General features: G+C 72.3%; 17 protein-coding genes. 8 read left to right on the top strand and 9 right to left on the bottom strand.

Annotation, left to right across the window (positions count from 1 at the left end; all coding sequences use genetic code 11):
• The first annotated feature begins 79 nt into the window (after nt 1-79).
• Together hemG and hemQ are read left to right on the top strand one after the other, a co-directional pair.
• Nucleotides 80-1609 carry a protoporphyrinogen oxidase gene (gene hemG / locus ACIO3R_RS35250; RefSeq protein WP_402111083.1) on the top strand — a complete coding sequence of 510 codons (1530 nt, stop codon included), beginning with the start codon at nt 80-82 and terminating at the stop codon, nt 1607-1609.
• Nucleotides 1610-1613: 4 nt separating this feature from the next.
• On the top strand, nt 1614-2348 hold the full coding sequence (gene hemQ, locus ACIO3R_RS35255) for a hydrogen peroxide-dependent heme synthase (protein WP_385039150.1): 735 nt from the start codon (nt 1614-1616) through the stop codon (nt 2346-2348).
• Between the two features lie 211 nt (nt 2349-2559).
• On the opposite strand, the gene ACIO3R_RS35260 is transcribed toward hemQ, so the two are convergent.
• The 4 genes from ACIO3R_RS35260 to ACIO3R_RS35275 form a co-directional block, all read right to left on the bottom strand.
• Nucleotides 2560-3609, bottom strand: coding sequence for a TIGR04222 domain-containing membrane protein (locus tag ACIO3R_RS35260; RefSeq protein WP_402111085.1), 1050 nt, complete (start codon nt 3607-3609; stop codon nt 2560-2562).
• A gap of 5 nt (nt 3610-3614) precedes the next feature.
• Nucleotides 3615-4922, bottom strand: coding sequence for a DUF692 domain-containing protein (locus tag ACIO3R_RS35265; RefSeq protein WP_402111087.1), 1308 nt, complete (start codon nt 4920-4922; stop codon nt 3615-3617).
• Between the two features lie 143 nt (nt 4923-5065).
• Complete coding sequence (locus tag ACIO3R_RS35270) at nt 5066-6187, bottom strand: serine hydrolase domain-containing protein (protein ID WP_385039142.1); 1122 nt, start codon at nt 6185-6187, stop codon at nt 5066-5068.
• Between the two features lie 227 nt (nt 6188-6414).
• A complete protein-coding gene (locus ACIO3R_RS35275) occupies nt 6415-7182 on the bottom strand; it encodes a peptidyl-tRNA hydrolase (RefSeq protein WP_402111090.1) in 768 nt (255 codons plus the stop codon).
• 71 nt (nt 7183-7253) lie between these two features.
• On the opposite strand from ACIO3R_RS35275, the gene ACIO3R_RS35280 reads away from it, so the two are divergent.
• Both ACIO3R_RS35280 and ACIO3R_RS35285 read left to right on the top strand, forming a co-directional pair.
• Nucleotides 7254-7931 carry an AIM24 family protein gene (locus tag ACIO3R_RS35280; RefSeq protein WP_385039137.1) on the top strand — a complete coding sequence of 226 codons (678 nt, stop codon included), beginning with the start codon at nt 7254-7256 and terminating at the stop codon, nt 7929-7931.
• A 184-nt stretch (nt 7932-8115) separates the two neighbouring features.
• Entirely contained in the window at nt 8116-8295 is a 180-nt protein-coding gene (locus ACIO3R_RS35285) for a hypothetical protein (protein WP_385347146.1), read from the top strand.
• 21 nt (nt 8296-8316) lie between these two features.
• Here the strand turns inward: ACIO3R_RS35285 and ACIO3R_RS35290 are convergent, their stop codons facing one another.
• The 4 genes from ACIO3R_RS35290 to zapE all read right to left on the bottom strand — a co-directional run bounded on the left by ACIO3R_RS35290 (nt 8317) and on the right by zapE (nt 12441).
• Entirely contained in the window at nt 8317-9189 is an 873-nt protein-coding gene (locus tag ACIO3R_RS35290) for a polysaccharide deacetylase family protein (protein ID WP_402111093.1), read from the bottom strand.
• A gap of 132 nt (nt 9190-9321) precedes the next feature.
• Entirely contained in the window at nt 9322-10701 is a 1380-nt protein-coding gene (locus tag ACIO3R_RS35295) for an alkaline phosphatase PhoX (protein WP_385036682.1), read from the bottom strand.
• A 138-nt stretch (nt 10702-10839) separates the two neighbouring features.
• The gene (locus ACIO3R_RS35300; protein ID WP_124285482.1) at nt 10840-11265 is read right to left on the bottom strand and encodes an OsmC family protein; all 426 of its coding nucleotides are present in this window, start codon (nt 11263-11265) and stop codon (nt 10840-10842) included.
• Between the two features lie 84 nt (nt 11266-11349).
• On the bottom strand, nt 11350-12441 hold the full coding sequence (zapE, locus tag ACIO3R_RS35305) for a cell division protein ZapE (protein WP_402111096.1): 1092 nt from the start codon (nt 12439-12441) through the stop codon (nt 11350-11352).
• A 35-nt stretch (nt 12442-12476) separates the two neighbouring features.
• On the opposite strand from zapE, the gene ACIO3R_RS35310 reads away from it, so the two are divergent.
• The 4 genes from ACIO3R_RS35310 to msrB all read left to right on the top strand — a co-directional run bounded on the left by ACIO3R_RS35310 (nt 12477) and on the right by msrB (nt 15692).
• The gene (locus tag ACIO3R_RS35310; protein ID WP_385036687.1) at nt 12477-13241 is read left to right on the top strand and encodes a pyrimidine reductase family protein; all 765 of its coding nucleotides are present in this window, start codon (nt 12477-12479) and stop codon (nt 13239-13241) included.
• A gap of 147 nt (nt 13242-13388) precedes the next feature.
• Nucleotides 13389-13841: an indole-3-glycerol phosphate synthase gene (locus ACIO3R_RS35315; protein ID WP_385036689.1), complete on the top strand. Its 453-nt coding sequence runs from the start codon at nt 13389-13391 to the stop codon at nt 13839-13841.
• A 41-nt stretch (nt 13842-13882) separates the two neighbouring features.
• Nucleotides 13883-15277, top strand: a complete 1395-nt coding sequence (gene murC / locus ACIO3R_RS35320) for a UDP-N-acetylmuramate--L-alanine ligase (RefSeq protein WP_402111098.1) — start codon at nt 13883-13885, stop codon at nt 15275-15277.
• Between the two features lie 10 nt (nt 15278-15287).
• Nucleotides 15288-15692 carry a peptide-methionine (R)-S-oxide reductase MsrB gene (gene msrB, locus ACIO3R_RS35325; protein WP_385036693.1) on the top strand — a complete coding sequence of 135 codons (405 nt, stop codon included), beginning with the start codon at nt 15288-15290 and terminating at the stop codon, nt 15690-15692.
• A gap of 38 nt (nt 15693-15730) precedes the next feature.
• Here the strand turns inward: msrB and ACIO3R_RS35330 are convergent, their stop codons facing one another.
• Nucleotides 15731-16192: a hypothetical protein gene (locus ACIO3R_RS35330; RefSeq protein WP_385036695.1), complete on the bottom strand. Its 462-nt coding sequence runs from the start codon at nt 16190-16192 to the stop codon at nt 15731-15733.
• Nucleotides 16193-16275 lie beyond the last annotated feature (83 nt).

The following is a 16275-nucleotide window of genomic DNA, read 5'->3' on the forward strand; positions in this document are numbered from 1 at the left end:
GGGTCCGGTCCGGGTTGCGTGATACCGGTTTCGAAGCGGTCACGGTCAGGACTCGGATGAGGTTTGAGAGAGTGGGGGCATGCAGCGTTCAGCAAACCGCGCGGACAGGGCCACCGGACACGTCGTCGTCATCGGCGGCGGCATCGCCGGACTCGCGGCCGCCCACCGCCTTCTCGGCACCGGGCTGCGGGTCACCCTCCTGGAGGCGACCGACCGGCTCGGCGGCAAACTCAGGACCGGCGAGGTCGCCGGCGTCCAGGTCGACCTCGGCGCCGAATCGATGCTGGCCCGCCGCCCGGAGGGGGTCGGCCTGGCACGGGCCGTCGGCCTCGGGGACCGGCTCCAGCCGCCCGCCACGGCCACCGCCTCCCTGTGGACGCGCGACGCACTGCGCCCCATGCCCAAGGGCCATGTGATGGGCGTACCGGGCGACCCGGCGGCGCTCGGTGAGGTGCTCTCGCCCGAGGGACTCGCCCGGATCGCCCAGGAGCGCGACCTCACCCCGACCGCGGTCGGCGACGACGTCGCGGTCGGCGCGTACGTGGCCGACCGGCTCGGCCGCGAGGTCGTCGACCGGCTGGTGGAGCCGCTGCTCGGCGGGGTGTACGCGGGCGACGCCTACCGGATCTCGATGCGCGCCGCCGTACCGCAGCTCTTCGAGCTCGCCCGGCGGGGCGGCTCACTCCTCGACGGCGTGACCCGCATCCAGGAACAGGCCGCCGCCCGGCAGCAGACCGGGCCGGTCTTCCAGGGCATCGAGGGCGGCATCGGCACCCTCCCGGACGCGGTCGCCGGCGCCGTGCGCGCCGGAGGCGGCGAGATCCTCACCGAGACCCCGGTGCTTGGGCTGACCCGCACCGCCTCCGGCTGGGACGTGCGCACCGACACCCGGGTGATCGCCGCGGACGGCATCGTCCTCGCCGCCCCCGCCTGGTCCGCCTCCACCCTGCTCGCCGCCGAGTCCCCGGCCGCGTCCGCCGAGCTCGCGGGCGTCGAGTACGCCTCGATGGCCCTGATCACCATGGCGTTCCGGCGCTCCGACGTGACCGCCGCCGGAACGCTCGACGGACGCTCCGGCTTCCTGGTGCCCCCGGTCGACGGCCGCACCGTCAAGGCCGCCACCTTCTCCAGCCAGAAGTGGCAGTGGGTCGCCGACGCGGCCCCTGACCTGTTCCTCCTGCGGACCTCGGTCGGCCGGTACGGCGAGGAGGACCACCTGCACCGCGAGGACGCGGAACTCGTCGACGTCTCGCTGCGCGATCTCGCGGCGGCGACGGGACTGGCCGCCGAGCCCGTCGCCACCGAGGTCACCCGGTGGATCGGCGGACTGCCCCAGTACCCCGTCGGCCACCTCGGCCGGGTCGCCCGGATCCGCGAGGAGGTCGCCAAGCTGCCCGCGCTGCGGGTCTGCGGCGCGGTCTACGACGGGGTCGGCATCCCCGCCTGCATCGCGAGCGCCCACCGGGCCGCGGACGAGATCGTCCGCGACGTCGCCGGGGAGAGCGGCGCGGGCACGGGCGACAGCGGCGCGGACACGGAGAAGATCGCGGAGGAGATCATCGCCACCCCCACCCTGGTTCAGGGCACGGGGAGCGAGGCGGGACAATAGCCGTATGAGCGCTCCTGAGACTGTGACATCAAGCAAGGGCCCCAACGCCGGCAAGAAGGCGAAGGACCTCAACGACGTCGTCCGCTACACGCTGTGGTCCGTCTTCAAGCTTCGCGACGTGCTGCCCGCCGACACGGACCGTGTCCTGTACTCCGACGAGGTCCAGGAGCTGTTCGACCAGCTCGCGGTCAAGGACGTCACCGTCCGCGGCACGTACGACGTCTCCGGGCTGCGCGCCGACGCCGACGTCATGATCTGGTGGCACGCCGAGACGGCGGAGGCCCTCCAGGAGGCGTACAACCTCTTCCGCCGCACCCGGCTGGGCAGGGGCCTGGATCCGGTCTGGTCGAACATGGCGCTGCACCGCCCCGCCGAGTTCAACAAGTCGCACGTCCCGGCGTTCCTCGCCGACGAGACGCCGCGCGACTTCATCAGCGTGTACCCCTTCGTGCGCTCCTACGACTGGTACCTGCTGCCCGACGAGGACCGTCGCCGGATGCTCGCCGACCACGGCAAGATGGCCCGCGGCTTCCCCGACGTGCGCGCCAACACCGTCGCCTCCTTCTCCCTCGGCGACTACGAGTGGGTGCTGGCCTTCGAGGCCGACGAACTGCACCGCATCGTCGACCTGATGCGTCACCTGCGGGCCTCCGAGGCGCGGATGCACGTCCGCGAGGAGGTTCCCTTCTTCACCGGCCGGCGCAAGTCGGTCGCAGACCTGGTGGCCGGGCTCGCGTAGCGAGCGGGTTCCGACCACCCCAACCCGGAAGATCAGACGGCGGGCCCGCGGCACTGTGTGCCGGCCGCCGTTCCAGCGACACCGGGTTCGGCTCCTGGTGCGGCGCGCAGCCTGCGCGCCGCACCGTTGTCGTTCCAGGGCCTGTATGGGGTTGTCCCGCGGCCCCACGCCCCGCCGACGTGATTGCGCCCGACGGCCTCCCGGGCACCGCTCACGAGCTGCTGCCGCAGCTCGACCCGGACGATCCGCAGCTCGACCCGCCGCCGCAGCTCGACCCGGACGATCCGCAGCTCGATCCGGAGCCGCAGCTCGACCCGGACGATCCGCAGCTGGACCCGGACCCGGTACCGCAGCTGGATCCCGAACCGCATCCGCTGCCGCCGCTCCCGCCGTGGTGCCCGGACGAGCTGCCGCACCCGCCACCGCCCGGGGCCGTACCGGCACACCACACCGCCGCCATGAGCACCGCGTCGGAGGAGCCCGAGGAGTGGTGCGACGACGTGGACGACACGGCCGGCCTCGTCCGGGACGCCGTGAACAGATGCCTCCGCAGCTCGGGATCCGGCAGGGCCCGCGGCCCGAAGACCGCCACCAGATGGGCCGGATCGGTCCGCGACGTGTTGGCGGTGCGGTATTCCGCGGCGGCTCTGCGGCCCGCCTTGGTGACCCGGGACCGGGCGCCGGCCACGCAGACGAAACCGATGACGGCCCCGGCGAGAAGCGCCGGGAACACCTTCGGGAAGAACGGGAAGGCCGACGCGGTGCCGTAGTCGTCCGCCATGAACTGATGAATGGTCAGGGCGAGGGCGGCCGGGAATCCCAGCAGGCAGAGCAGCCCCTGCGCCAGGCCCCAGCGGACTCGGGTCCGGTTCGCCCCGGGCGCCGCCAGCAGACCGCGTGACGCCAGCCCGTCGCCGATCTCCTGCACCGCCGCATGGCGCATCGCCGCCGCCCGCAGGGTGGACAGCGCACCGTTCGGGGCCGCGGCCTGCTCCTGGATCACGGCCCGCTCCACCGGGTCGTGGGCGTCCGGCCGTTGGACCGCGACGATGCCGGGCCCGCCGATGACCAGCCGGCCGTCCGCCTGCATCGCGGCGAGCGCGGTGTCCACGACCCGGCCCGGCCCGCCGTTCAGGAAGGCCACCTCGAAGAGGTCGTGGACGGGGCCGCCCGGCCCGCGCCCCGCACGGCGGGCTGCCGTGATCAGCAGCGTCGAGGAGACCGCGACGGCGATGGTCAGTACCAGGGCCAGGGTGTTCATCCCGGTCACCTTCCCGCGAGTACGGATCGAGCGGCACGCACCAGCCGGGTGGTGCGGCGCGGTGGGCGCGGGGCGGCCCGGTCCTGCCACCAGTGGGTCAGCCGGCGGCGGGCCGCGCCGTCCTCGGGGCGGCCCGCGACGAGCAGCTGCTCGGCGAAGTCCAGCGCGTCGCGCCGGTAACCGGCGGACATCGGGCGGGCCCTGGCGTACGCGAGGAACGCTCCCCGGTAGGCCTGCCCCAGGATCTCCGGGAGCTCGGGTGCGACCTTGGCGACGACATCGGCGCGCTTGGCGGCCAGCGCCCGGCTCTGGATGCCGAGCCGGCGGTGGTCGAAGCCCTCCGGGACGGGGGTGCCGGCGACCAGGGCCGAGAGCAGCGAGGTCTGCGCCATCGCGACCCGGTCCCGGACGGCGTCCGGGCCGACGGATCCGCTCACCGGGGGACGCGGACCGGCGGGCCGCGCCGAGTCCCCCCGTGCACGCCCGCCGCCCCGGCCCGCGTCGAGCGTGGCGCGGATCGCGTCCAGCTCGCCCGCCAGCTCGGCGGCCGGCGGGAAGTCGTCGTCGCGCTCCAGCAGGACCCCGGGCGGGCTGACCCGGGAGCGCAGCTCGGCCAGGACGGCGAGGACCGGTTCGGTGACCGGGTGGGCGTGCGTGTCGTGCCAGACGCCCTCCTTCTCGACGCCGCCCGCCACATGCACGTACGCGATGGCCTCCACCGGCAGTTCGTCGAGCGCCCTGGCCGGGTCCTCGCCCCGGTTGACGTGGTTGGTGTGCAGGTTGGCCACGTCGATGAGCAGCCGGACCCCGGTGCGCTCGACCAGCTCGGCCAGGAACTGCCCCTCGGTCAGCTCCTCGTCCGGCCAGGAGATCAGTGCCGCGATGTTCTCCAGGGCCAGCGGCACCGGAAGCGAGTCCTGCGCGATCCGCACGTTCTCGCACAGCACGTCCAGCGCGGCCCAGGTGCGCGGCACGGGCAGCAGGTGCCCCGCCTCCAGCACGGGCGACGCGGTGCGCGGCCCTCCCGCCCGTACGAACGCGATGTGCTCGGTCACCAGCGGCGTGCCCAGCAGCGCGGCCCGCGCCGCGAGGCCGGCGAGCCGGCCGGGGTCGGGGCGGTCGGCCCCGCCGAGCCCTAGCGAGACGCCGTGCGGCACCACGGTGACGCCACGCTCCCTCAGCCGTGTCAGGGAGGCGGGCAGGTGGTCGTCGCAGAGGTTCTCCGCGACCGCCTCCACCCAGTCGATCCCCGGCAGTGCCTCCACCGCGTCGGCGATCTCCGGCCGCCATCCGATACCGATACCCAGCTCCATAGAGTCCCCCTCGTCCACTCCGTGCAGGGGTCATGGCCCCGGCACACGGCGGTGAATCCGAAGAGGGGGACGTTCAGAGGTCGATTTGAGGTTCCCTGCGCCTGCCGCACGCCGTCCCGGCTCGCGGCAGGCGCAGGGCCGGTTCACCGGGCGCCGTGCGAGGCGGTGCGGTCAGTGCACAAGGCCGTGTCCACGACACCCTCGACACGCTTCATGGCGGTCGGATCGGTCGGCTGGACGGTCACCGCGACATGGGCGGCGCGGCCGTCGGCGGTGACCCCGCCCCGGGTCTCGTATCCAGGGAAGCTGCCGCCGTGACCCCAGTAGGCCCCGCCGCACGACAGCGGCATCCGCACGAGCCCCAGCCCGTAGCGGGCGCCGGAACCGAAGTACTCGGCGGGGACGGTGGTGCGCATCTGGGCGAGCTGGGCCGCCGGGAGGAGGCGGCCGGTCAGGAGCGCGGTGAAGAAACGGTTGAGGTCGGAGTTGGTGGAGACCATCTGACCTGCCGCCCAGGCCCAGGAGGAGTCCATCTCCGTGACGTCGACCAGGGGCGCGGCTGCCGAGTCCCGGTCGTAGCCCTTCGGATGGGGTTCCCGGACGGTCGTCTCACCGCGGGCGGGGAAGTAGGTGTGGCGCAGCCCGATGCGGGTGATGACGCGCCGGTCCAGCTCCTCGGCGAGGGGCCGGCCGGTGACCTTCTGGACGATCAGGCCGGCCAGCACGTAGTTCGTGTTGCTGTACTCCCACTTCGTCCCGGGCGCGAAGTGCGCCTCGTGCCGGAGCGCGATGTCGACGAGCTCGCGGGGTTCGAAGTCCCGTGGCTGGAGGTCGTAGTCGGTGTAGTTGGGAAGTCCGCTGGTGTGCTGGAGGAGCTGACGGACGGTGATGCGGCGTCCGTCGATGCCCTCCCCGCGCACCAGGCCCGGCAGATAGGTGTCGACCGGGGCGTCGAGACGGATCCTCCCCTCACCGACCAGTTGCAGCACGACCACGGAGGTGAACACTTTGGTGTTGCTGCCGATCCGTACCTGCCCGTCGTCGGGGACCTTCGAGCCGGTGGCCAGGTCGCCGACCCCCGCTGTGTAGGTACGGGTGCGGCCCTCGCGGCCCTTGACGCTCGCCAGCGCGGCGGGCATGCCGTCCGCGCGCACCAGCGCGTCCAGCCCCTGCTGGACGGTGACCGGCCCGGCGGCGGAGGCCGCGGGCGGCACCAGGAAACCCATCGCCATGACGCCCACGGTCAGCGCGGCGGCGGCCGGCACGGCTCTGCTCCGACCGCCCCGCGGCCGTCCGGAGGAACGAGACCTTTTCCATGCCTGCGTACGCACGAGCCAACTCCTACGGAAACTCGGGGAAACCGGCACGGTGTGCCGGGCCCAGCATTTCCGGTCGAGGCCGCACGCCGCGATCCTGCTGGCCGCCCGTTCCGGCGGGGGCTACCCCCCGGTGCCGCTCAGCGGACGGGGCACGGAGCGGGGCGGAACACGCCCTACGGCTGTCGCAGGGGTGGAAGGGAACCGACGCGGTGGGCGCCCTCGGCCACCACGGTCTTCCCGGGGGCGATCTCGGTGAATCCGGCGTCCTCCACCACCGGCAGTCCGCTGACCGTGAGTTCCCGCCAGCGGTCAGCCCCCGGGGTGGCGACGGAGAGCGGGAAACCCGCCTCGCGCCATGCCGTGCGCTCCGGCTCCGACAGCTCCCACCAGGCGAGCTGTGCCCCGTGCCCGACCTGTGCCATCTCCTTGCCCGCGGACATGTCGAGCTCGGGGTTCAGCCAGAGGACCGGCCCGGTGGCGTCGGGCGCGGCAGGTGGCTCGGGGTCGTCCAGCTCCGTCCCCGAGACCTGGAGCTTGGCCAGCTCCTTGGGCCAGCCGTCCAGCGGCACCGGCGGGAAGACCCGCACCTCTGCGCTCTCGCCCGTGACCGTGATCCCGGGCAGTGCGCAGGCCTTGCGCCACTCCGCGCCGCGCGCCCGCCGCACCACCTTGCGGATCCGGGCGTCCTGCCAGTCCCGCATCGCCTGCGCCCACTCGCCCTCGCCGAGCGACCGCTCGTCGGAGAGGATCACCAGCACCGCGCGGGCGGCCGTGCGCAGCGCGTCGGTGCGGGCCGGGGGAGCCGCCTTCTCGATATGGACCACCAGCGGGAGTACGTACTGCTGCGCTTCGTCCCGGTTCGTCCGCTCGGGACGGAAGGGGCTGTCCGCGGGCAGGCCGGCGGTGTCGGACGGGGACGCGGGGGTGTCGTTGCTGCTCACCCGTCCAGTCTGCCAGCCGCCCGGAAACCGGCTCTTGGCGGAATGAATCCCTCCGGGTGAGGATGCACCGCATGAAGAGCGATCTATTCTCCAGCGAGCACATGGCGGAGCAGGCAACCGCCCCCGGAATGACCCTGCAGAACACCAAATCGATCAAGTACGCGGTGAGCGGCGAGATGCACGCGCGCCAGGGATCGATGATCGCCTTCCGGGGCGATCTCCAGTTCGAGCGCAAGGGGCAGGGGCTCGGCGGACTGCTCAAGCGTGCTGTCACCGGCGAGGGCCTGCCGCTGATGGCGGTGCGCGGGCAGGGCGAGGCGTGGTTCGCGCACGAGGCGGCCAACTGCTTCATCGTGGAGATGGAGCAGGGTGATGTCCTCACCATCAACGGCCGCAACGTCCTGTGCTTCGACGCCACGCTCGCCTACGAGATCAAGACCGTGAAGGGCGCCGGGATGACCGGCGGCGGCCTCTTCAACAGCGTCTTCACCGGATACGGGAAGCTCGGCCTGATGTGCGAGGGGAACCCCATCGTGATCCCCGTCACGCCGCAGCAGCCGGTATGCGTCGACACGGACGCGGTCGTCGGCTGGAGCGCCCACCTCACCACGTCGCTGCACCGCTCGCAGAGCGTCGGCTCGATGCTGCGCGGCGGTTCGGGCGAGGCCGTCCAACTGCGGCTGGACGGCGAGGGCTTCGTGATCGTACGTCCCAGCGAGGTCAAGCCCGAGAAGGCGTCCGCCAACTGAGTACGGACATCCTGCGGCTGCGGGGAGTGGGCCGGCGGTACGGCCCCGCCGGCCCCTGGGTGCTGCGCGGGGTCGACCTGGTCCGGATCGAGGGGGCCAACAGTCGGCGCTGCACCCGGCCGGCGCCGCACCGTCACGCTCGCCCGCACGCTCACGTCCGTACGCGGCTGAGTAGGCTCCTGCCATGGACCGGAGCGTGCGTGACGATGTGAACGAGAGCGTGGACCAGTCGGACTCCGGGCCCCCGTTCGCGGAGTGCGTGCTGTGCCGGAAGCCGACCGAGTACCCCGAGTCGGTCAGGGGGAGCACGCTCTGCCCGGTCTGTGAATGGCAGGAGGCCCAGCGCTCGGCCTGCTCGGGCTGACGCGGCGGGCCAGAGCGGTGCTCAGCCGCGCACCAGGTCGGACACCTTCACGAAGCGGTAGCCGCGCTTCCGCAGCTCCGGCACCACCTGGCTGACCGCCTGACCGGTGACCGGTGCCGCGCTGCGGGTGCAGTGCATGACGACCAGCGAACCGGGCTTCACCCCGTCGAGCGTCTGCTGCGCCACCGCGTCCGCGTCCGTCGCGAAGGCGTCGCCGCTGACCACGTCCCACTGCACCGCCGTCACCTTCTCCGCCGCGAGCGCGCGCAGCGAGACATCGTCGTAGCAGCCGCCGGGGAAGCGGAAGTACGGCACCACGTTGCGGGCGCCGGTCTTCCGGATCGCGCCGAAGGCCCGCTCCACCTCGCCGCCGATCGCTTCCTTCCCCAGCGTCGGCAGCCCGTAGCAGGGCGACGTGAAGGCGTAGTGGCTGTACGAGTGGTTGGCGATCTCGAAGAGCGGGTCCGTGCCGATGGAGCGGGCCTGCGAGGGGTACTCCTCGGCCCAGCGGCCGGTCATGAAGACCGTCGCGGGCACCTTCAGCCAGCGCAGCAGGGCGATCAGCTCCGGGTTGTCGAAGTGCTCGCCCTCGGCCGCGCGCGGCCCCTCGTCGGCCGTCATGTCGGCGTCGAAGGTGAGCGCGACGACCTTGCCGGGGCTCTTCGGGCCTCGGGTGAGGACACGGGCCAGGCCGTCGGGGCCCGGGGCCGTGCGGGGCGGCCCGCTCGCGGCGGGGGACGCGCTCGACGCGGTTCCGGAGGGAGTCGCGGAGGCGGTCGCGGGTCTGTCGCCGGGGGAGCCCCCGGGGCTTCCGGTGCCACCCGTGCCCCCGGAGCCTCCGCAGGCGGCGAGGGCGCCTCCGAGCACCATGCCCAGAACGGTCAGGGTCGTCATTTTCCGTGCAGAAGTTGTCATTATCGGAAAATAACTGATCAACCGTCACCGATTGCGCCGCGGCGCTCCTGCGTCGTGCGGCGGCCCCCGGACGGCGGGTGGATGCGGCCACCCGCCGTCCGGTTCAGCGGTTCAGTGCCACGGCCCCGTCACCGCGAACGTCGTCCCGGGCGTGTAGCAGTTCATGAACATCGTCCGCCGGTCCGGGGCGAACGTGACCCCGGCGAACTCGCCCCACTCCGGCTTCTCGGGCGTTCCGATGTTCTGCCGGCCGCGTGCCATCGCGTACACCTCACCCCGCCGGGTCAGGCCGAACACGTGCTGGGCGCCGCCCCCGTCCTCGCACACCATCAGACCGCCGTCGGAGGCCAGACAGATGTTGTCCGGGGACTCGCCGGGCAGCTGGATGTCCGTGCCGGGCCCGAAGACGATGACCAGCGTCAGCCGGCGCCGCCGCGGCTCGTACCGCCAGACCTGGCCGAAGTGGTCGGCCGCAGAGCCCTCGGCGCTGTGCGCGAAGCTGGACACGAAGTAGACGCACGAACCGCCCCAGTAACAGCCCTCCAGCTTCTGTCCGTGGGTGATCCCCCGCGGCCCGAAGTCCTGGAACCGGATGGGGGTCCCGGTTGCCTGCGGATCCGGTACGGGGACCCACTCGATGCCCTCGAAGCTCGTCCCGGTCTCCTGGACCGCGGAGAGGTCGGGGACGCCCGGCACCCGCATGGCCTCCAGCTGTCCGCCGGCCCGGAGCGAGCCCGTGCCGCCGAGCGGCTTCTTCGGCAGGAAGCGGTAGAAGAGCCCGAACGGCTTGTCGAACGCGTCCTCGGTCTCGTACACGATGCCGTTGTGCGGGTCGATCGCGATCGCCTCGTGCTGGAAGCGGCCCATCGCGGTCAGCGGCACGGCTCCGGTGCGGCGCGGGTCGGCGCCGTCCACCTCGAAGATGTAGCCGTGGTCCTTGGTGTAGCCGTTGGTGCCGGCCCTGTCCTCGGTCTCCTCGCAGGTCAGCCAGGTGTCCCAAGGGGTGCGCCCGCCCGCGCAGTTCACCGCGGTACCGGCGATGGCGACGCGTTCGCCGAGTACGCGGTTGTCGCCGTCCAGCTCCAGGGCCGTGCAGCCGCCCTTGCCCATCGGGTCGTAGGTGAGGCCCTCGACGGTCGGGACGGCGAGCGCCGCGTCGACGCGGTTCTCGTGGTTGCGCACCAGCCGGACGTGTCCGCGGCGGCCGGCGAACGCGGCCATGCCGTCGCAGTGGCTGGGGACCGGGCCCTCGCCGGAGCGGAGCGGGTCTCCCTCGCGGGACAGCACCCGGTAGCGGAAACCCTTCGGCAGATCGAGCAGTCCGTCGGGGTCGGGCACCAGCGGGCCGTAGCCGCCGTGCCCGTGGGCGGCGGCGGTACCCGCGAAGAGTTCGGTGAACACCCCGGCGAAGGCGACCGAGGCGACGGCGGCGCCGGTGCCTGCCAGGACCTGACGTCGTGTCGCGGGCTGTTGTGCTGCTGCGGATGACATGAGGCAACTTCCTGTGGGGGACAGGAGCAGTGACCCGCACGTGTGTACCACGCGTAACACCGCGCGGAAACCATGCGGGCCACCGGCCTCATCTGTGTCTCATACGTGCCCCGGGCCGTGCGCGGCCCGGCGGGCGACTCAGGCGAGCGACGCGGTGAGCGTGATCGTCGTGCCCGTCAGAGCCTGGCTGACCGGGCAGTTCGCCTTCGCGTCCTCGGCCGCCTTGACGAAGCCCGCCTCGTCGAGACCGGGCACCTCGCCCTCGACGGTGAGGTGGATACCGGTGATACCGGTACCCGGCTGGAAGGTGACCTCGGCCTGGGTGTTCAGCCGGGTCGGCGGGGTGCCGGCCGTGGCCAGCCCGTTGGAGAGCGCCATCGAGAAGCAACTGGAGTGGGCCGCGGCGATGAGCTCCTCCGGGCTGGTCTTGCCGTTCGCCTTCTCCGCGCGGGAGGGCCAGGAGACCGGGTACTCCCCGATCCCCGAGGAATCGAGGGTGACGACGCCCTTGCCCTCGATCAGGTTGCCTTCCCAGACCGTGTGCGCCTGACGCGTGGTAGCCATGCTGGATCCCTTCAAACGGAATGCGCGGTTGTACGGGAGTGGCGGGGCACTCCGTCGTGCCCGGCCGGTGTCACGCCCCCGAACCTACTGCCCCACCAGTTCCTTTGCGTCGCGCGCCAGTGCCGTCAGCCGCGAGATTGCCCGGAAGTACTTCTTCCGGTACCCGCCGTTCAGCATCTCCTCACTGAACAGCCGGTCGAACGGCATCCCGGAGGCGAGGACCGGGACCTCCCGGTCGTACAGCCGGTCCGCGAGCACCACGAGCCGCAGCGCGGTCGACTGGTCGGGCACCGGCTGCACCTCGGTGAGGCACACGGCCCGCAGACCGTCCGTCAGCGCGCCGTACCGGCTGGGATGGACTCGGGCCAGATGGTCGAGCAGCGCGGGGAAGTCGTCGAGACTGGCGCCCTCGGTCGCGTACGCGGCCCGGGTGACCTGCTCCTCGGAGAACGGCGGCGGGGCGTCGGGCAGACCGCGGTGCCGGTAGTCCTCGCCGTCGATGCGCAGCGGGCGGAAGTGCGCGGACAGCCCCTGGATCTCCCGCAGGAAGTCGGCCGAGGCGAACCGGCCCTCGCCGAGCTTGCCCGGCAGCGTGTTGGAGGTCGCGGCGAGCGCCACCCCCGCCTCGACCAGCCGGCTCAGCAGCGAGGAGACCAGCACCGTGTCGCCCGGGTCGTCGAGCTCGAACTCGTCGATGCACAGCAGCCGGTGCCCGCTCAGCGTCCGCACGGTCTGCTGGAAGCCGAGCGCGCCCACCAGGTTGGTCAGCTCGACGAAGGTGCCGAAGGCCTTCAGGGAAGGCGCGGCGGGCGTGGCGTGCCAGAGCGAGGCGAGCAGGTGGGTCTTGCCGACCCCGTAGCCACCGTCGAGGTAGACGCCGCGCGGCGCGCGGGGCGGCTCGGCCTTCTTGCCGAACCACGTGCGCTTCCGCTCCCCGCTGGCGTGCGCCCCGCCGAGCCCGGCGGCGAAGTCACCGAGGACCTTGACGGCCTCGGTCTGGCTCGGCTGGTTCGGGTCGGGGACGTACGTATCGAAGCGCACCGAGTCGAAGCGCGGCGGTGGCACCATCTCGGCGACCAGCCGGTCGGCGGGGACGCGCGGTTCGAGGGCGCACAGGGACAGCGGGGCCGTTTCGGCTATGGGGCCGGGCCCCGGCACGGCAGTGAAGGACGACACAACTCCCCAGCTTAGGCCGTGCCAGACTGCGGAACATGCGACGCCTGTTCCCTGTGACCGACCTGACAGCGGCCGACGACCGAGGTGAGTGGAGCCTCGACGCTCTCGCCGACGCCTACGCCTACCCCGACACGGACGGCTCCTGGCTGCGCGCCAACATGGTGTCGACGCTCGACGGGGCCGCCCAGCACGACGGCCGCTCGCAGCCGATCTCCTGCGCGAGCGACATGCGGATCTTCGGCACGCTGCGGGGGCTCGCGGACGTGGTGATCGCGGGCGCGCAGACGGTACGGCTGGAGGGTTACCGGCCCGCCCGCGCCCGGGAGGCCTTCGCGGCCCGGCGGGCGGCGGCCGGCCAGGGGCCCGCCCCGGCGGTCGCCGTGGTGAGTGGCAGCCTGGACCTGGACTTCTCGCTGCCGCTCTTCGTCTCGCCGCTGGTCCCGACGCTGGTGCTGACCGGCGCGGGCGCGCCCCCGGACCGGATCGCGGCGGCCCGCGCGGCGGGTGCGGAGGTGGTGATCGCGGGGGAGGGGTCCCGGGTGGACCCCGCCAGGGCCGTAAGGGAGCTGGCCGACCGGGGGCTCAAGCGGCTGCTGACGGAGGGCGGGCCCCGGCTGCTCGGTCAGTTCGTCGCGGCGGGCATGCTGGACGAGATGTGTCTGACGCTGGCGCCGATGCTGACGGCCGGGGACGCCCAGCGGATCGCGGGCGGTCCGTCGGTGGCGGTGCCGGAACGATTCGCCCTGGCGGCGGTGCTGGAGGAGGCCGGGTTTCTCTTCTCTCGATACCGTCGGATCTGACAATCAGCGGAATATACCGTTCCGGTTAGCGTTCGGTGGGCAGAATGGAACGCGGACCCCGTGCGAGCACGGGGAAGGATGGTTTCAGCAGTGGCCGGCGACGGTCAGTGAAGCAGAAGGGCGCCTGTGGTGTTCACCAGCGTTTTGATGATCGAGAAGCCCCTCACTTCCGAGGACGTCGAGTTCGTCACCACCCTGCACGGGGAGGAGCAGATCTCCTTCGTCGTGCTGATGCAGCCACGTGGCGACCAGGCGGATGTGCTGTTGCGGGCCATCGACGACCTGGCGATGGGCGAACTGAAGGAAGCGGCCCGGGAGAGCGAGGAACCGGAGGGCAAGAACGCCAGGGCCTCCGCCGAACTCGCGCTCGAAGTGTCCCTGGAGGCCCTGCGGCAGTCGGGCTCCGAGGCCGTCGGGCAGGTGATCGAGAGCCACCCCCTGGACAAGCTCACCTCCGTGGTCCAGGACTCGGAAGCGGACGAGGTCATCGTGCTGACCGCGCCGCACTACGTCGAGGAGTTCTTCCACCGCGACTGGGCGTCCCGGGCCCGGCACAAGGTCGGCGTACCGGTGCTCAAGCTCTTCGCGCACAGCGAATAGGCTGGGAGGCCCCACCCGTACCGACCCTGGGAGACACACGCATGGCACCCGGTATTCCTGCCGCCATGGAACGGCCGCACTTCATCGGCATCGGCGGCGCCGGAATGTCGGGCATCGCGAAGATCCTCACCAGGCGCGGCGCGAAGGTCGCGGGCAGCGACTCCAAGGAGTCCGCCACCGCGGAGGCCCTGCGCACGCTGGGGGCGACCGTCCACATCGGGCACGCCGCCGGGCATCTGGCGGACGACGCCACCTGTGTGGTCGTCTCCAGCGCCATCCGCGCCGACAACCCGGAGCTGGTGCGCGCCGGTGATCTCTCGATCCCCGTCGTGCACCGCTCCGACGCGCTCGCCTCGCTGATGGAGGGGCTGCGGGCCATCGCCGTCGCGGGCACCCACGGCAAGACGACCACCACGTCGATGCTGGCCGTCGCCCTGACCGAGCTGGGCCTCGACCCCTCGTACGCGATCGGCGGCGACCTGGCGGGACCCGGCACCAACGCCGCACACGGCGAGGGCGCGATCTTCGTCGCCGAGGCGGACGAGAGCGACCGCAGCTTCCAGAAGTACGACCCCGAGGTCGCGATCGTCCTCAACGTCGAGCTGGACCACCACGCGAACTACGCCTCGATGGACGAGATCTACGACTCCTTCGAGACCTTCGTCGGCAAGGTCGTCCCCGACGGCACCCTGGTCGTCTCCGCCGACCAGTCCGGCGCCGTCGAGCTGACCCGCCGGGTGCGCGACCTGTCCGCGCTCAAGGTCGTCACCTACGGCGAGGCCGCGGACGCCGACGTACGCGTCCACAAGATCACCCAGCGCGGCCTGACCAGCGAGGTCACGGTCGTCCTCAACGGGAAGTACCTCACCTTCACCGTCTCCGTCCCCGGCCGCCACTACGCGCTCAACGCGGTGGCCGCCCTCGCCGCAGGCGTCGCCCTCGGCATCCCGGCGCACAACCTGGCCTCGGCCCTCGGCAAGTACACCGGGGTCAAGCGCCGCCTCCAGCTCAAGGGCGAGGCGGCCGGCGTCCAGGTCATCGACAGCTACGCGCACCACCCCACCGAGATGACCGCCGACCTCGAAGCGATGCGCGGCGCCGCCTCCGACGCCCGCCTCCTGGTCGTCTTCCAGCCCCACCTCTTCTCCCGCACCCAGGAGCTCGGCACCGAGATGGGCCAGGCCCTCGCGCTGGCCGACGCCTCCGTGGTGCTGGACATCTACCCGGCCCGCGAGGACCCGATCCCCGGCATCACCAGCACCCTGATCATCGACGCCGCACGGGCCGCCGGCGCCGATGTCACCGCCGTCCACGACAAGGCTGCGGTCCCCGAGGTCATCGCGGGAATGGCGAAGCCCGGCGATCTCGTTCTCACCATGGGGGCGGGCGATGTCACGGACCTCGGCCCGCACATCCTGGACCACCTGTCGAGCTGAGGGAGCCACCGTGCCGTACGACATCGACAAGCCGGACGAGGAGTGGCGGGCGGAGCTGTCCCCCGCCGAGTACGCGGTGCTGCGCCAGGCCGGCACCGAGCCCGCCTTCGTCGGCGAGTACACCGACACCAAAACGACGGGCGTCTACTCCTGCCGCGCCTGTGACGCGGAGCTGTTCCGCTCCGACACCAAATTCGAGTCGCACTGCGGCTGGCCGTCCTTCTACGACCCGAAGGACACCGACGCGGTCGAACTCGTCCAGGACCGCGCCCACGGCATGGTCCGCACCGAGGTCCGCTGCGCCCGCTGTGGCTCGCACCTGGGCCATGTCTTCGAGGGCGAGGGCTACCCGACCCCCACGGACCAGCGGTACTGCATCAACTCGATCTCACTGCGGCTGACCCCCGACGCCTGACGCCGGGGCACCGCCACGAGGAGGACCGACGCGCCGCGTCAGTCCTCCTCCGGCGTCTCGGGCTTCAGCAGCGGGTGCACCACACCGGGGAAGACCCGGGCCCGCACGACCTCCTCGGCCGAACCGCCCTGGATCACCGTCTCCGCCACGCCCCAGGGCCGCCCCGGCAGCTCGACGAGCAGCGTGTACGAGGCCGGGCAGCCGGTGCACTCGTACCGGTCGACCCAGGTCTCCACCTCGGTGGCGCTTCCCGGGTACCGCGCCACGTGCCGGTGCCGGGCGTGGCACCGCTCGCACGTCTCGCCGGGCTCGCACGTGCCGCCGCACGGGCACGGCAGGTCGAGGGACTCGGCGGGACGCCAGCGCTGGACGAGGACGGCCTCACGCGTGGCGCCCATGTCCTTCATCGCCTTGAGATTGCGGGCGGCCACGTTGTACGACTCACCGGTCGCGGCCATCCGGTCCCGGATCACGTCCTTGCGCCCGCGGTTCGTCGTCATCTTGTTCCTCCTGGGGGTTCACGCAGCCCGCCAGGAGGCCCACGAGATCGGTAAGCACCAAGGTACCCGGCGGCGCGCACGCC

This window comes from Streptomyces sp. NPDC087428 (assembly GCF_044744085.1).
Lineage (GTDB): Bacteria > Actinomycetota > Actinomycetes > Streptomycetales > Streptomycetaceae > Streptomyces.

Bases quoted from the DNA above. Each gene is read 5' to 3' on its own strand.
- hemG (WP_402111083.1), top strand. From the start codon at position 80: ATGCAGCGTTCAGCAAACCGCGCGGACAGGGCCACCGGACACGTCGTC.
- hemQ (WP_385039150.1), top strand. From the start codon at position 1,614: ATGAGCGCTCCTGAGACTGTGACATCAAGCAAGGGCCCCAACGCCGGC.
- ACIO3R_RS35260 (WP_402111085.1), bottom strand. From the start codon at position 3,609: ATGAACACCCTGGCCCTGGTACTGACCATCGCCGTCGCGGTCTCCTCG.
- ACIO3R_RS35265 (WP_402111087.1), bottom strand. From the start codon at position 4,922: ATGGAGCTGGGTATCGGTATCGGATGGCGGCCGGAGATCGCCGACGCG.
- ACIO3R_RS35280 (WP_385039137.1), top strand. From the start codon at position 7,254: ATGAAGAGCGATCTATTCTCCAGCGAGCACATGGCGGAGCAGGCAACC.
- ACIO3R_RS35285 (WP_385347146.1), top strand. From the start codon at position 8,116: ATGGACCGGAGCGTGCGTGACGATGTGAACGAGAGCGTGGACCAGTCG.
- ACIO3R_RS35290 (WP_402111093.1), bottom strand. From the start codon at position 9,189: ATGACGACCCTGACCGTTCTGGGCATGGTGCTCGGAGGCGCCCTCGCC.
- ACIO3R_RS35295 (WP_385036682.1), bottom strand. From the start codon at position 10,701: ATGTCATCCGCAGCAGCACAACAGCCCGCGACACGACGTCAGGTCCTG.
- ACIO3R_RS35300 (WP_124285482.1), bottom strand. From the start codon at position 11,265: ATGGCTACCACGCGTCAGGCGCACACGGTCTGGGAAGGCAACCTGATC.
- ACIO3R_RS35310 (WP_385036687.1), top strand. From the start codon at position 12,477: ATGCGACGCCTGTTCCCTGTGACCGACCTGACAGCGGCCGACGACCGA.
- ACIO3R_RS35315 (WP_385036689.1), top strand. From the start codon at position 13,389: ATGATCGAGAAGCCCCTCACTTCCGAGGACGTCGAGTTCGTCACCACC.
- murC (WP_402111098.1), top strand. From the start codon at position 13,883: ATGGCACCCGGTATTCCTGCCGCCATGGAACGGCCGCACTTCATCGGC.
- ACIO3R_RS35330 (WP_385036695.1), bottom strand. From the start codon at position 16,192: ATGACGACGAACCGCGGGCGCAAGGACGTGATCCGGGACCGGATGGCC.